At 73.7% G+C, this 14,540-nt stretch carries 10 protein-coding genes and 1 pseudogene; 8 read left to right on the plus strand and 3 right to left on the minus strand.

Going from position 1 to position 14,540, the window contains the following annotated elements:
• The first annotated feature begins 61 nt into the window (after nucleotides 1–61).
• From C6Y14_RS23150 to C6Y14_RS23165, 4 genes are all read left to right on the plus strand, one after another.
• Entirely contained in the window at nucleotides 62–844 is a 783-nt protein-coding gene (locus tag C6Y14_RS23150) for a GntR family transcriptional regulator (RefSeq protein WP_107018711.1), read from the plus strand.
• Nucleotides 845–960: 116 nt separating this feature from the next.
• Nucleotides 961–3,438 (plus strand): SpoIIE family protein phosphatase, encoded by a 2,478-nt coding sequence (locus C6Y14_RS23155; RefSeq protein ID WP_107018712.1) that lies wholly within the window; start codon nucleotides 961–963, stop codon nucleotides 3,436–3,438.
• 213 nt (nucleotides 3,439–3,651) lie between these two features.
• Entirely contained in the window at nucleotides 3,652–6,144 is a 2,493-nt protein-coding gene (locus C6Y14_RS23160) for a beta-glucosidase family protein (RefSeq protein ID WP_107018713.1), read from the plus strand.
• A 113-nt stretch (nucleotides 6,145–6,257) separates the two neighbouring features.
• Complete coding sequence (locus tag C6Y14_RS23165; RefSeq protein ID WP_107018714.1) at nucleotides 6,258–6,908, plus strand: DedA family protein; 651 nt, start codon at nucleotides 6,258–6,260, stop codon at nucleotides 6,906–6,908.
• Nucleotides 6,909–7,041: 133 nt separating this feature from the next.
• Here C6Y14_RS23165 and C6Y14_RS23170 read toward each other — a convergent pair whose 3' ends face one another.
• Nucleotides 7,042–7,572 carry a gamma carbonic anhydrase family protein gene (locus C6Y14_RS23170; RefSeq protein ID WP_107018715.1) on the minus strand — a complete coding sequence of 177 codons (531 nt, stop codon included), beginning with the start codon at nucleotides 7,570–7,572 and terminating at the stop codon, nucleotides 7,042–7,044.
• A 243-nt stretch (nucleotides 7,573–7,815) separates the two neighbouring features.
• Here C6Y14_RS23170 and C6Y14_RS44580 point away from each other — a divergent pair.
• A pseudogene (locus C6Y14_RS44580) lies at nucleotides 7,816–8,484 on the plus strand (YhjD/YihY/BrkB family envelope integrity protein); the annotation flags it as partial.
• A gap of 126 nt (nucleotides 8,485–8,610) precedes the next feature.
• Complete coding sequence (locus C6Y14_RS44585; RefSeq protein WP_199854835.1) at nucleotides 8,611–10,005, plus strand: diacylglycerol/lipid kinase family protein; 1,395 nt, start codon at nucleotides 8,611–8,613, stop codon at nucleotides 10,003–10,005.
• An 83-nt stretch (nucleotides 10,006–10,088) separates the two neighbouring features.
• On the opposite strand, the gene C6Y14_RS23180 is transcribed toward C6Y14_RS44585, so the two are convergent.
• Nucleotides 10,089–10,550 carry a DUF7144 family membrane protein gene (locus tag C6Y14_RS23180; protein ID WP_107018717.1) on the minus strand — a complete coding sequence of 154 codons (462 nt, stop codon included), beginning with the start codon at nucleotides 10,548–10,550 and terminating at the stop codon, nucleotides 10,089–10,091.
• Nucleotides 10,551–10,750: 200 nt separating this feature from the next.
• Here C6Y14_RS23180 and C6Y14_RS23185 point away from each other — a divergent pair, with 200 nt between their 5' ends.
• Together C6Y14_RS23185 and C6Y14_RS45120 are read left to right on the plus strand one after the other, a co-directional pair.
• Nucleotides 10,751–11,047, plus strand: coding sequence for a hypothetical protein (locus C6Y14_RS23185; protein ID WP_107018718.1), 297 nt, complete (start codon nucleotides 10,751–10,753; stop codon nucleotides 11,045–11,047).
• 111 nt (nucleotides 11,048–11,158) lie between these two features.
• Nucleotides 11,159–11,671, plus strand: a complete 513-nt coding sequence (locus C6Y14_RS45120) for a helix-turn-helix transcriptional regulator (protein ID WP_225891222.1) — start codon at nucleotides 11,159–11,161, stop codon at nucleotides 11,669–11,671.
• A 39-nt stretch (nucleotides 11,672–11,710) separates the two neighbouring features.
• Here the strand turns inward: C6Y14_RS45120 and C6Y14_RS23195 are convergent, their stop codons facing one another.
• Nucleotides 11,711–14,533 carry a LuxR C-terminal-related transcriptional regulator gene (locus C6Y14_RS23195; RefSeq protein ID WP_225891223.1) on the minus strand — a complete coding sequence of 941 codons (2,823 nt, stop codon included), beginning with the start codon at nucleotides 14,531–14,533 and terminating at the stop codon, nucleotides 11,711–11,713.
• Nucleotides 14,534–14,540 lie beyond the last annotated feature (7 nt).

Below are 14,540 nucleotides of genomic sequence, written 5' to 3' on the forward strand. Positions count from 1 at the left end.
CGGAGCCACCCGCGCACACACATCCGAAGGAACGCACGTACATCCGAAGGAAGGGGCACGAGTGGCAGAGACCGGAACCACACGTCCGGCCACCGCCGGGGCCTTCGACCGGCTGGAGGTCGCCCTGGACCGGGGCAGCCCGATCCCGCTCTACTACCAGCTCGCCCAGCAGCTGGAGTCCGCGATCGAGCACGGGGCGCTCGCCCCGGGCGACCTGCTGGGCAACGAGGTGGACATCGCCGCCCGCCTCGGCCTCTCCCGGCCCACCGTCCGCCAGGCCATCCAGTCCCTGGTGGACAAGGGCCTCCTGGTACGCCGCCGGGGCATCGGCACCCAGGTGGTGCACAGCCAGGTCAGACGCTCACTCGAACTGAGCAGCCTGTACGACGACCTGGCCGCCGCCGGGCAGAGCCCCGCCACCCGGGTGCTGCGCAACGAGATCGAGTCGGCCTCGGCGGAGGTCGCCGCGGCCCTCGGCATCCCCGAGGGCCGGGACGTCATCGTGCTGGAGCGGCTGCGCACCACCCACGGCGAACCCGTGGCACACCTCCGCAACCACCTGCCCGCCACCCTCCTCGACCTGGACACCGGGAGACTGGAGGCGACCGGCCTCTACCGGCTGATGAAGGCGGCCGGGATCACCCTGCACAGCGCCCACCAGACCGTGGGCGCCCGCAGCGCCACCGCGGAGGAGGGCACACTGCTCCACGAACCCGCGGGAGCGGCGCTGCTCACCATGCGCCGCACGGCCTACGACGACACCGGGCGGGCCGTGGAGTACGGGACCCATGTCTACCGGGCGGCCCGCTACACCTTCGACTTCCAGTTGCTCGTCCGCCCCTGATCGGGTGCGTTTGCCGGGCTCACCTGCCCTCCGCGGCGGTACGTTGGGCCAGTGCGGCGCGCGTGCACCGGGCGCGGCGCACGGGAAGACCACTCCCAGCGACGGAGAGGGTCAGGGTGTCGACGAGCGAGGAGAGCGGCGTGGCGGCCCGTCGGTTCGACGTGGCGGACGCCGCGGTGGTGCTGCTGGACGCCCGCCTGACGGTGTCCGGCTGGACCGCGGACGCCGAGCGGCTGTTCGGCCACCGCAGCGCCGAGGCCGTGGGCCGCTCCGTGGCCGGCCTGCTGATGCCCGAGGACGCCGCACGCCTGCCCGCCCTGGCCCGCCGCTGCGTACGGGACGGCCGCTGGACCGGGCTCCTCGCGGTGCGCCACCGGGACGGCCACCCGGTCGTCGCCACCGTACGGGTCCTGCCCGCCATGGAGGCCGTGGACGGCCCGCCCCGCTGGGTGGCCCTGGCCGCCGACACCGCGGGCACCCCGGGCTGGGGCATGAGCCGCGGGGTGCTGGAGCGGATGGCCGCCCACTCGCCGATCGGCATCGCCATCGTCGACACCGACCTGCGGTTCGTCTGGTCGAACGCCGCCCTGGAACAGTTCGGCGGCGGCCCCGGCCACGAGCGCATCGGCAAACGGCTCGCGGACATACAGCCGGGCCTCGACGCCGCCGCCCTCGAAGAGGTGATGCGCCAGGTCCTGGAGACCGGCGCAACGGTCGCGGGCTACGAACACGTCGGTACGGTCCGCTCGGCACCGCACCGCCGGACAGCCCACGCCATGTCCTTCACCCGGCTCGACGACGACCAGGGCATCCCGCTCGGCGTGTACTACACCGTCGTGGACGTCACCGAGCGCCACCGGGCCCGCGAACGCCTCACCCTCCTGGACCGGGCCGGCAAGAGCATCGGCCGCACCCTGGACGTCACCCGCACCGCCCAGGAACTGGCCGACCTCGCGGTACCGGGCCTCGCCGACCTCGTCACCGTCGACCTGCTGGAGACCGTCCTCGACGGCGGTGAACCCGCGCCCGGACCGACGGGCGGGCCCCTGAGCGGCCCGGACGCCGTCCCCCTGCGCCGGGCCGGCCACCGCTCGGTCGACGACGAGGGCCCGGAGAGCTCCGCCGGGATCGGCCAGGTGGCCCGGTACCGCGCCGACGCACCCCCGATCACCGCCCTGACCGGCGGCGGCTCCTGGATCGAGGAGCGCCTGGACCCCCTGGCCGACGCCTGGACCGCCGACCTGCCCCGGGGCGGGGCGGCCTTCCCCGGCCCCGGACCGCACACCGCGATGATCGTGCCCGTCCGGGCCCGCGGCACCACGCTCGGCATCACCACGTTCTTCCGCAGCCGCCGCGCGGAGCCCTTCGACCACGACGACCTGGGTCTCGCCGAGGAGTTCGTGGCCCGCGCCGCCCTGTGCCTCGACAACGCCCGCCGCTACACCCGCGAACGCGACGCGGCACTCGTCCTGCAACGCCACCTCCTGCCGCACCGGCTGCCCGAACAGGACGCGATGGAGGTCGCCGCCTGCTACCGGCCCGCCGACGAGCTGACGGGCCTCGGCGGGGACTGGTTCGACGTCATCCCGCTGTCGGGCGCCCGGGTCGCGCTCGTGGTGGGCGACGTCGTCGGGCACGGCATCGAGGCAGCCGCCGCCATGGGCCGGCTGCGCGCCGCCGTCCAGACCCTCGCCGACCTGGACCTGCCGCCCGAGGAGGTGCTGGCCCACCTCGACGACCTGGTCGACCGCACCGGACAGGAGACCGGCCCCGGGACGGCACCCCGCGCCGACGGCGTCCGCACGAGGGGCGCCAGCTGCCTGTACGCCGTGTACGACCCGGTCGGCGGCCGGCTGTCGATGGCCGCCGCGGGGCACGGCCTGCCCGCCGTCGTCGCCCCGGACGGCACGGTGGACTTCCCCGAACTGCCGCAGGGGCCCGAACTGGGCGTCGGCGGACCGCCCTTCGAGTCCGTCGAACTGCGGCTCGCGGAGGGCAGCGTGCTCACCCTGTGCACCGACGGCCTGCTCGCCGCCGAGGGGCCCGCGGACCGGCGGGACGCTGCCGCCGACCGGGAACGGCTGCGCCGCGTGCTCGGGCAGCCCGCTCCCGACCTCGACGAACGCTGTCTGGCCGTGGTGGACGCGCTGGTCCCGGTGCGCCCGCCCGACGACGTGGTGCTGCTGATGGCCCGCGCCCGGCGGCTGCCGGCGGACCGGACGGTGTCCTGGGAGCTGCCCGGTGACCCGGCCTCGGTCGCCGAGGTCCGCAAGCGCACCTCGCGGCAGCTGTGCGAATGGGGTCTCGACGAGCTGACCTTCACGACCGAACTCGTCGTCAGCGAGCTGTTCACCAACGCGATCCGGCACGCGGACGGTCCCATCAGGCTGCGGCTGATCATGTCGAGGACCCTGGTCTGCGAAGTGTGGGACGCCAGTCCGACGGCCCCGCACCTGCGTCATCCGAAGACGACCGACGAGGGCGGCCGGGGCCTTTTCCTGGTCTCCCAGTGCACCCAGCGCTGGGGGACCCGTTACACCCAGGACGGCAAGATCATCTGGACGGAACAGTCCCTGGCCGGCCCGACGTTCTGAGCGTGCCCGACAGTCCGGCCGACCGGTCGCCGTGAGCTGTCACGTCGGCCCCGACCGACCGGTGCGGTCATATTTTCTGTTGCGACCGTGGTGCCTAACGGTCCGTCAAGTCGCTTTTGTCGCATAGTGCGTCCGGAGGGCGAACCAGCACGGCCGCCCGCGCGCCCCGCGGTTCACCTCCTCGTGCCCGCACCCAACGAGGAGTGACGCCTCATGTCCGACCCTGTCTCCCGGCGGCCCGTGTCCCGGCCGTCCATGTCCCGGCGGTCCGTCCTGCGCCTGCTGGGCGGCGCGACCGCCGTGGCCCTCGCCGCGACCACCGGCGCTCCCGCGTCCGCCCGGGCAGCCGTACGGGAACCGGCCGCGGGCCCCCGCGTCGAGGGCCTGCTCGCCCGGCTCACCCTGGACGAGAAGATCTCCCTGCTGCACGGCGCCACCGATCCGAAGGCCCTGGGCCAGGCCGGTTACGTCCCCGGTGTGGCACGGCTCGGCATCCCGCCCCTGCGCCTCGCCGACGGACCCGCCGGAGTCCGCGTCAAACAGCGCGCCACCGCCCTGCCCGCGCCCGTCCTGCTCGCCTCCGCCTTCGACCCCGATCTCGCCCGCCGCTACGGCCGGGTCATCGGCCACGAGGGCCGCGCGCTCGGCCAGGACGTGCTGCTCTCCCCGATGGTCAACCTCGTCCGCACCCCGTACGCGGGCCGCAACTTCGAGACCTTCAGCGAGGACCCGCTGCTCTCCGCCGACCTCGTCGCCGAGGAGATCAAGGGCATCCAGGGCGAGGGGCTCATCGCGACCGTCAAGCACTACGCGATGAACAACCAGGAGAAGGACCGCGAGACCGTCGACGTCCGGGTCGACGAGCAGACCCTCAACGAGGTCGAACTACGCGGCTTCGAGGCCGCCGTCGGCGCCGGCGCCCGCGCCGCCATGGGCGCCTACAACAAGGTCAACGGCGTCTACGCCTGCGAGAACAAGGAACTCCTCACCGGGATCCTGCGCGACCGCTGGGGCTTCGAGGGCTGGGTGATGACCGACTGGTACGCCGCCCACAGCACCGTCGCCTCGCTCACCGCGGGCCTCGACATGGAGATGCCGAACAGCAGGTACTTCGGAGCCGCCCTCAAGAAGGCGGTCCAGGACGGCGGCGTCTCCGAGGAGTACGTCGACCGGTCCGTACGCCGCATCCTCACCGCGATGGACGACTTCGGCCTCCTCGACGGCAGCGCCCCGCCCCGCCCGCGCCGGGACCCCGCGGCGGGTGCGGCCGTCGCCCTGGAGGTCGCCAAGGCGGGCGCCACCCTCCTGCACAACAAGAACTCGGCCCTGCCCCTCACCGGCGAGGCCGCCCGCAGCGTCGCCGTCATCGGCCCCACCGGCTCCCTCCCGTTCGTCAGCGGCGGCGGCAGCGCCCACGTCGTCCCCGACCACGCCGACAGCCCCCTGGAGGCCATCAGGTCCCGCGCGGGCAAGGGCGCCCAGGTCTCGTACGCACTCGGCGAGGACCTGTACGGCAAACCCCTCCCGAAGAAGGCCCTCTCGGCGGGCGTCACCCCGGAGGCCCAGCACATCGCCGCCGGGAAGACGTGGACGTACGACGGCACACTCACCGTCGAGGACGCCGACGAGTGGACCTTCGTCATCCACTACTCCGGTACGCGGCCCAAGGTGCTCCTCGACGGAACTGAACTCTTCCCGGTGGTGGCCGGGCTCGCCGAGCAGTTCGCCGGCGGCCTGGTGTCGGCCGCACCCGACGGCCTGGCGGTACGGCGCAAGACACTCGACCTCACTCCTGGCCGGCACCGGGTCGAGATCACCGCGAAGGGCGGGGACGCGGGGCAGACGTTCCGGCTGCGGCGCGTCACCGGCGCGACCCGCGGCCAGGACGTCGCCGAGGCCGTGCGGGCCGCCTCCGCCGCGCACAGCGTCGTCCTCTTCGCGTACGAGGACGCCACCGAGAACCAGGACCGCACGACGCTCGCGCTCCCGGGCCACCAGCCGCACCTGATCGAGGCGGTGACCGCGGCCAACCCGCGCACCACCGTCGTCCTCAACACCTCCTCCTCGACCGCGATGCCCTGGCTGGAGCGCACCGCCGCCGTGCTGCAGATGTACTACCCCGGCCAGGAGGGCGCGGCGGCCACCGCGGCCGTCCTGTTCGGCGACTGCGACCCCGGCGGACGGCTCACGCAGTCCTTCCCGGCCGACGACGAGAGCCACCCGGTGGCCGGTGAACCGCGCCGCTACCCGGGCGTGAGCGGCGTCGAGGAGTACTCCGAGGGCATCCACGCCGGATACCGCTGGTACGACGCCAAGGGCGTACGGCCGCTGTTCCCGTTCGGGCACGGACTCTCGTACACCTCCTTCGCATACGAGGACCTGGCGGCGGAGCGGACCAGGGACGGGCTGGACGTCTCCTTCACCGTGCGCAACACCGGGCGGCGGGACGGCGTCGACATCCCGCAGGTCTACGTGGGCCCCTCGCCCGACCTGCGCGTCGAGCGCGCCGTACGCGTGCTGAGCGGCTACCGGCGGCTCACGCTGCGGGCGGGGGAGTCACGCAGGATCACCGTGCGCGTCGACACACGCACGCTGTCCTCCTGGGACCCGGCCCGGCCCGGCTGGGTGCTCGGCACCGGGCGGCGGACGGTATGGCTCGGGGCCTCGGCGCGGGACCTGCGGCTCCGTACGACGGTGGCCGTGTGAGGGATCGCCGGGCCGTCGGGCCGGGGGCGTGAACCGGTAGGCTTCCCGGCGTGCGCGCGACCGAGCGCACGCCGGGCCCGGCCCGGACCGCGTTGCAAGGGGAGGAACCGGCGTTGCACGTCCAGGAATGGCTAGAGACCGTGCCTGCGGTCAGCATCTACGCGCTGGTGGGCCTGGTCATCGGCCTGGAGAGCCTGGGCATCCCGCTGCCGGGCGAGATCATCCTCGTCTCCTCGGCTCTGCTCGCCTCCCAGCACGGTGACATCAACCCCTTCATCCTCGGCGCCTGCGCGACCGCCGGCGCGATCATCGGTGACTCCATCGGCTACGCCATCGGCCGCAAGGGCGGACGTCCGCTGCTGGCCTGGCTCGGCGCGAAGTTCCCCAAGCACTTCGGCGAAGGCCATATCGCCACCGCCGAGCGGTCCTTCGAGAAGTGGGGCATGTGGGCCGTCTTCTTCGGCCGCTTCATCGCCCTGCTGCGCATCTTCGCGGGGCCGCTCGCGGGCGTACTGCGCATGCCGTACTGGAAGTTCCTGACCGCCAACGTCCTCGGCGGCATCATCTGGGCGGGCGGCACGACCGCGGTCATCTACTACGTGGGCGTGGTGGCCGAGTCCTGGCTCAAGCGCTTCTCCTGGCTGGGCCTGGTCCTGGCCGTCCTGATCGGCGCGGCGTCCATGCTGATCATGAAGCGCAAGGCCAAGAAGATGACAGCGCAGCCCGACACGGCTCCGGCGGAGCCGGTCCCGGCGACCGACTAGCCCCCGCAAGGGGCGCGGGGAACTGCGCGCCCAGCCACGACGAATCCGCACTCGGCGTACGACCCCAGGGCTCCGGCTGTCCTCTGCGGGCCGGTGGGGGTGGGCCGCGCAGTTCCCCGCGCCCCTGAAGGGGCTACCCCTCGTGGGCGTCCCGGTGGGCCTTCGCCAGCTCCACGTAGAACACGCCGTTCAGGGAAACCCCCTCCCGCTCCTCCGCGCTCAGCTCCCGCTTCACCTTGGCGGGAACACCGGCGACCAGGGACCCGGGCGGCACCCGCATCCCCTGCGGCACCAACGCCTGCGCCGCGACGAGCGACCCCGCCCCGATCACCGCCCCGTTCAGGATCGTCGCCCCCATCCCCACCAGACAGTCGTCCTCGACAACAGCCCCGTGCACCACGGCGTTGTGCCCGATGGACACCCGTTCCCCGATGCTGATCGGAAAACCGGGGTCGACATGGAGCGTGCAGTTGTCCTGGACGTTGCTGTCGGCCCCGATCACGATCGGACCGCAGTCCGCCCGCAGCACCGCGCCGTACCAGACACTCGCGCCCGGCCCCAGGTCCACGTCCCCGATGACCACGGACGTGGGTGCCACGAACGCCTCCGGGTCCAGCCGCGGATCCTTGCCGCCGATCCCCATGACCAGCGCCTCGTGCGTCATCACTGTCTCCTCGTCGTCGGTACACCGGCACGGTAGGCGATCGGCCGCAGGCCCACCCCCGCGGGTCCGTGTCACCCGTCCCGGGCGAGGCGCGGCGGCCCGGCGGGGAAGAGGGTGACGTGCCGACAGGTTTCCGGGGGCCGGGAGGGCACGGTCATGGTGTTCACGAGGCTCGCCCGGACCGTGCCGGGCCGCATCGCGGGCCCCGTCGGCCGGCAGCTCGTCAGCGTGAGCATCCTGGACATGGCGACCCGTCTCGCGGCGCAGGCGTTCCTCGCCGCGCTGCCGATGCTCTTCGCCGTCGCGTCCTTCACCCCGCCCGCGGTCCGCCGGGAGCTGGTGGGCACCCTGCGCACCCAACTGGGCACCGAGGGGCCGGTCCTGACCCAGGTCGACGAGGTCTACCGGGGCGCCGCCGACTCGATGGAGGCCTGGGGCGCGGTCGGGGTACTGGTGGCGCTCCTGTCCGCGACCGCCTTCAGCCGGGCACTGCAACGCCTGTGCGAACGCTCCTGGCATCTGCCGCGCGCCGGGCTGCGGACCGTGGTGTGGCGGTGGGGCGTGTGGCTCCTCGTCTGGGTCACCGTGCTGGTGTCCCAGGGGACGCTGCGTGACGGGTTCGGCGCCGGGGCCGCCCTGGGGTTCCCCCTGCAGCTGATCGCCGCGGTCCTCATGTGGTGGTGGACGCAGCATCTGATGCTCGCCGGGCGGGTGGCGTGGCTGCCACTGCTGCCGGGCGCCCTGCTCACCGGCATCGGGGTGGTCCTGTACTCCGCCGTGTCCGGGCTCTGGCTGCCGCGTTCACTGGAGCTGAGCGTCGAGCGGTACGGGCCGCTCGGCTCCGTCTTCACGGTGCTGTCGTGGCTCATCTTCTTCTTCGCGATCGTCGCCGGTGGGATCGCGATCGGGTACGTACTCGCCCACGACCCCCTCCTCAGCCCCTGGCTGGGCCTGACCGGACGAGGAGAGGGCCGAACTCGGGGCGGATCCCCTGCCAGGGGTGATGCGCCCCTCCGGTCCACGAACGATCGTCACGCCATGGAACCCACTACGCGGGGGCAGCGGTGGTCGGCGCGCGGAGCGCTGGCGGCGGCCACGGCGGCGGTACTGGTGCTGGGCGTGTTCGCGGGACTGCGGACCATCGCCCTGCTGGGTGTGGGGCTGGCCGGTCTGGCGGTCACGGCGGCGGCCCTGTGGTGGGTGCTCACACGGCGGAGCGTCTGGCGGCTGCTCGCCGCCGTGCTGGCCGTCGCCGCACCCGTATGGATCGTCGTCGCGTACACCCGGGCCGAGCTGGCGTGGGTCGTCGTCGTGGCCGGGGCGCTGTTCATGGTCGCGGTCGGCGCGGGCCGCCGAGCCCTGGTCCGCACGGACGGGTCCGCCCGGACGCCGGAGCACCCCGCCCCACGGGTGCGGCACCCCGTCCTGATCATGAATCCGCGCTCGGGCGGCGGCAAGGTGGCACGGTTCGGGCTGCGGGAGAAGGCGGAGGCACTGGGCGCGCAGGTCCTCCTCCTGGAGGGGCCGGGCGAGACCGACGTGGCCGAACTGGCGCGCAAGGCCGCCACCGAGGGCGCCGATCTGCTCGGCGTCGCGGGCGGGGACGGCACCCAGGCGCTGGTGGCCGACGTCGCCGCCTCGCTCGGCCTCCCCTTCCTCGTGGTGCCGGCCGGCACCCGTAACCACTTCGCCCTCGACCTGGGGCTCGACCGCGAGGATCCGGCGAAGGCGCTCGACGCCCTGACCGACGGGGTGCTGCTCCGCGTCGACCTCGGCCGCGCGGCCGGCCATCCCTTCGTCAACAACGTGTCGTTCGGGGCGTACGCCGAGGTGGTGCAGAGCCCGGCCTACCGCGACGGCAAGACCCGTACGACCCTGGAACTCCTCCCCGACCTGCTCGTGGGCCATCGCGGCGCACGGCTCGCCGCCCGGGCTGGCGAGGCGGACTTCGAGGCACCGCAGGCGCTGCTGGTCAGCAACAACCCCTACGGCACGGGCGACATCGCCGGGCTCGGCCGCCGGCCCCGGCTGGACGGCGGCGAGTTGGGGGTCGTCGGGGTCGACGTGGCCAGCGCCACCCAGGCCGCCGGACTCCTGCGCGGACGCCGTGCCACCGGTCTGACCCGGGTCACCGCGCGGGAGGTGGTCGTCGACGCCGACCGGGAGCGGATCCCGGTCGGCGTCGACGGCGAGGCGGTGAGCCTGCCCGTTCCCGTGCGCTGCGAGGCTCGGCCGGGTGCGCTGCGCGTGCTGGTGCCGCGCGAGCGTCCGGGGATGCGCGCACCGCTGCCGCGGCTCGACTGGCCCCGGATCGCCCGGCTGGCCCTGCCGTCGGCGCGCGGCCACGCCCACCCGGAGGCGCCCCACCCGGAGGCGGCCCACCCGGAGGCGGCGCATCCGGAGACGGCCCGGCCGACGGAACCCGGCGGATGAGCCGGATGAGCCGGATGTCGGACGAGCCGGACGAGTCGGAAGCCGGACGTCGGACGAGCCGGGTCGGCCGGATGCACCCCGTGCTACATCGGCGCCCCGTAGACCTTGTGGGCCTGTGCGTGGCCGTAGCTGGCCAGGGACCAGATGATCAGCACGTCGAACGCGATGATCACGATCGACCAGAGCGGGTAGTACGGCGTGAAGAAGAAGTTCTCCATCGCGCTCAGCGCGGCGACCGTGATACCCACGACGCGCGCCCACGTCTTGCCCTTGAACACGCTGAACGCGGCGGCCACGATGACGATCCCGGAGATCAGATGGACCCAGCCCCACACATTGATGTTGAGGTCGTACGGGTAGTCGTTCGCCCGGGTGTAGAAGTTGTCCTCCATCAACGCGCCCATGCCGACGAAGACCTGGTACGCGCCCACGATGGCCATCATGCAGACGGCGAAGACGACCCCGCCGACCATCAGGGGCTTGATCCGGGGTTCCTGCGGGGGCGAACCCTGCCGGGTCTGCCCTGCCGAGGTCTGCTCAGCCATGTCGGGTACCTCCTTGTCGGGAGCAGGAGCATCCCGCTGCTTCAGGGGGCTGAGCTTCACCCGCTGTGGATGAGTGTCGGAGCCGGGCGCGGACCGGTCCGGACGGCCCGCCGCCGTCACCCCCGCTGTGTGATGTGCCCTCCGCACGGCCTGTGAGAATGGTGACGTGACCCGGCCCCGGGCAGCGGAGGTGACGCGGCATGGGAACGGCGGAGGAACGCCCTGGACCCGAGCGGGGCGAGGCGCGGCCCGTGGGCGGGGACTTCGAGATCCGGATCAAGGGCAGGGTCTCCCAGGCCTTCCGTTCCGCCTTCGCCGAGTTGACGGTCACGGTCAGTCCGCCGGAGACCGTCCTGCACGGCGCCCGGCTCGACCAAGCGGCCCTGTACGGGATCCTGGACCGCATCCAGGCCCTCGGACTGGAGCTGGTGGAAGTGCGCCGATTGCCCGAGGGGCGCGGTCCCGATACGGATCCGGCGTACCCCAACTCGCCGTAGACGCCGTCCGGCATCGGGGTGAAATGGCCCTAAGTCCTCTTTCCGTTCCAAGATCCAGCTCGCACGGTTGCTGTGTACCGCCCCCCGCTCTCTGTCGAGGAGGTGAGTCACATGCCTACCGTCCTGAAGGCCGAGCGGAGAGGAAGGCAAGCGGACTCCGACCGGCCGGATTTCGAGCGGATCTCCGTGCTGCGGGGGCAGTTACGGGCTATGGACCGGGCCGCCGAGGACGCGGACACCGTGGTGGCGGCCTGTCTGGTGTGGGTCGCCGACGCACTCATGGACATCGCCGCCGAGTCGGGCGACCCGCGCAGTACCGACCTGCTGCTGGACGAGGCGTCGGCCGCGCTGGCCGCCGTACCCTCCGGCGACGGCGACGGCGACGGCGGCGGCGACGAAGACGGTGGACGCCCGGACCCCGCGACACCGGCCTGCCTCCTGACGGAACGCGAACACGCGGTGCTCGTCAGGCTCCAGGAGGACGTGCCGCTGCGGCAGATCGGCTCGGAACTCTTCATCTCGCACAACACGGTGAAGAGCCATGTGCGGGCCGTCTACCGCAAACTCAGGGTGTCGTCGCGTACGGGCGCGGTCGCCCGCGCGAGGCAACTGGGCCTTCTCTGAGGGGCCGTGCACGGTGCGTCGCGGCCGTTAGGGTCCGCGTCACAGCAGTTCGAGTTCGCGGGCCCGCCGTACCGCGGCCGACCGCCGGGTCACGGAGAGCTTGCGGTAGACGCTCTTGAGGTGCGTCTTCACCGTGTTGACCGACACGTACAGCTCGTCGGCGATCTCCTCCGTCGTCATCATCTGCGCCAGATGACGCAGCACGTCGCGTTCGCGCGCGCTGAGCGACTCGACCGGGGCCCGGTCGTCCCGCGGCCGGGGATCCGGCGTGCCGCGCGTACCGGGCACCGGCCGGGCGGGGAGCCGGTGGGCGCGTGCCTCGCCGAGGCAGGCCGCGCACGCGTGCCGCACCGACTGCCGCAGCCCTTCGGCGAGCCAGCCGTCCGCCGTGATGTCGGGGATGGTGTCCAGGGTCTCGGGACGCGCCGTGCCGGTCTCCACCGCGGTCATGAGCTTGGCGACCAGGGAGGCGACGCCGGTGACGAAGGGGTCGGGCACCTGGCGCAAGGTGGCGCGGGCCCGGGAGAGTTCGCCGCGTGCCCGCGGCACGTCGAGGCGCGTCAGAGCGATCCAGGCCCGTACGACATGCAGCGCGGCCAGGGAGGGATCCGGCTCCGGAGAAGCCTGCGGCGCGGGGTGCCGGGCGTGCCCCGCGAACTGCTCCGCGGCCCGGAACCGTCCCCGCAGCACCTCCAGCAGCGCCAGTTCGGAGAGGCAGTCCCAGCGCAGGACGCCGTTCCCGGCGGCGCAGGCGGCCTTGAGAGCCGTGGTCAGGGACGCCTCCGCCGCCTTGAGGTCGCCCTCCCGCAGCTCGGCGCGGCCACGGATCGACAGGGTCAGCGCCACCAGTTCGGGGCGGTCCTCCAGCAGGCCGCGCGGCAGCCGCGGGAAGAGCCGCTCGGCTTCCGCGGCGGCGGCCCTCGCCGCCGTGAGGTGCCGGGGGCGGTCCCTGGCCATCCGGATCACGGAGTGCGCCAGCCGGCACCGGGCGATCCGGTCGGCGCCGCCCCTGGGCAGCTCCTCGATCAGCCGGTCGGCCAGGGCCAGGTTCTCCGTGCAGGCCGGGCCGTCGCCCCGGGCGAGCGCCGCCGCCGAGGTGACGAGCGCGGACTCCGGTCCCAGGGCCTCCCGGGGGGCCGCCGTGGGGCCGGCGGACGGCGTCCGGGTCAGCAGTTCGCCCGGCAGCCGGGTGCTCGTCAGGGCGAGGACCTGTCCGACCGCCAGCTGATGCACGACCAGACGGTCGGCGTAGCGGCGGTCGTCCGCGGCGAGCGCATGGCGTACGGCCTCGGCGAGCAGGCCGTGTGCGCCCAGCCACTCGGCCGCCCGCCCGTGCAGATCGGGCACGAGGTCCGGTGCCTCGTGGCGCAGCCGCACCCGCAGTACGTCGGCGAACATCCGGTGGCACCGGTACCACCCGTGACCGATGTGCTGGAGGAAGGAGCTCTGCGCGACGAGCGCCGCGAAGTGCCGGCCGGCCTCCTGGCCCGCGACCTGGGTGGCCAGTTCGGCGTTCAGATGGTCCAGCACGCTGGTCGTCAGCAGGAGCCGGCGCATCGCCGGGGGCTGACCGTCCAGCACCTCCTCGACGAGGTAGCTGACGATCGCCTCGTCCTCGCCCGCGAACCGTGCCACGAACCGCTCCGGGTGGGGGTGCCCCTGCATGGACATCGCGGCAAGCCGCAGGCCCGCCGCCCAGCCGTCCGCCCGCTCGCGCAGGGTCTTCACCACCGGCCGGGGCACCTCGACGCCGTGCTGGGCCAGCAGCGCCGCCGTCTCCCGGTCGTCGAAGGCGAGGTCCCCGGTACGCAGTTCGGTGAGGTCGCCGGCCAGCCGGTAGCGGTGGAGGTGCAGTGGCGGATCGCGGCGCGAGACCACGACCAGCCGCAGGGCGGGGGTGGCGTGCCGGAGCAGCCGGACCATGCCCTCGGCGACCGGGGAGCCGCTCTCCGGCTGGAAGTCGTCCAGGACGAGGACGACGGGCTCCTCGCGCGCGGCGAGACCGGCCGCGAGGGCGGCCACCAGCAGGGACTGTCCGGCTGCCGGGGCGGGGGGTACCGCCGGGGCCGGGAAGCCGTGCGGTTCGACTCCGTCGGGGGTGGTCTGACGGCTGCCGGTCGGTGGGGGCTGGTGGCGCAGTTCCCCGCGCCCCTCAAGGGGCGCCTGTGGCGCGGCCTGCGCGTGGGCGTTCTCGCCTGTGCCCTGGGGCGGGACGGCGGCGGTCGTTTGTCGGCTGTCGGTCGGTGGGGGCTGGTGGCGCAGTTCCCCGCGCCCCTGGAGGGGCGTCTGCTCGCGGCCGTTGCCCGTGCGCTGGGGCAAGCCGTTGGCGGTTGTTCGTCGGCTGTCGGTCGGTGGGGGCTGGGCGCGCCGTTCCCCGCGCCCCTCACGGGGCGCCTGTGGCGGTCCTTGCTCGCGGCCGTCCTCAGCGGCACCCTGACCGGAGCCGTGATGGCCGGTGGTGGCCTGGGCCCGGGTGTTCGGGACGGTGAAGTCCGTTGCCGGGGGCGGCGGGGCGGTGAGTGGCGGGAGGTCGACGGAGGCCTCGTGCAGGGCCGTCAGGACCCGGGGCCAGAAGACGTCGGGCTGTTCCTCCGCCCCGTCGCAGGTGACCCATGCCACCGGGCCCGGCGCACGCCGCGTGTGCGCCCACTCCACCGCGAGAGCCGACTTGCCCGCTCCCACCGGCCCCACGACCACGGTCAACGGCCCCAGTACGCCCTGCGAGAGGCGGTCCGTCAGACGGGGGCGGGGGACCAGCCACGTCGGCAGCTGGGGTACGCCGGGAAGGGCCATGCCCGGCGCTCGGGGCGGGGGCGTGACAGGCGTACCCGGCGGGCGCCGCCGTTCCGTCCGCTCGTCCATCGACGGT

Source organism: Streptomyces dioscori (assembly GCF_003024195.1).
GTDB classification, from domain to species: Bacteria; Actinomycetota; Actinomycetes; order Streptomycetales; family Streptomycetaceae; genus Streptomyces; species Streptomyces dioscori.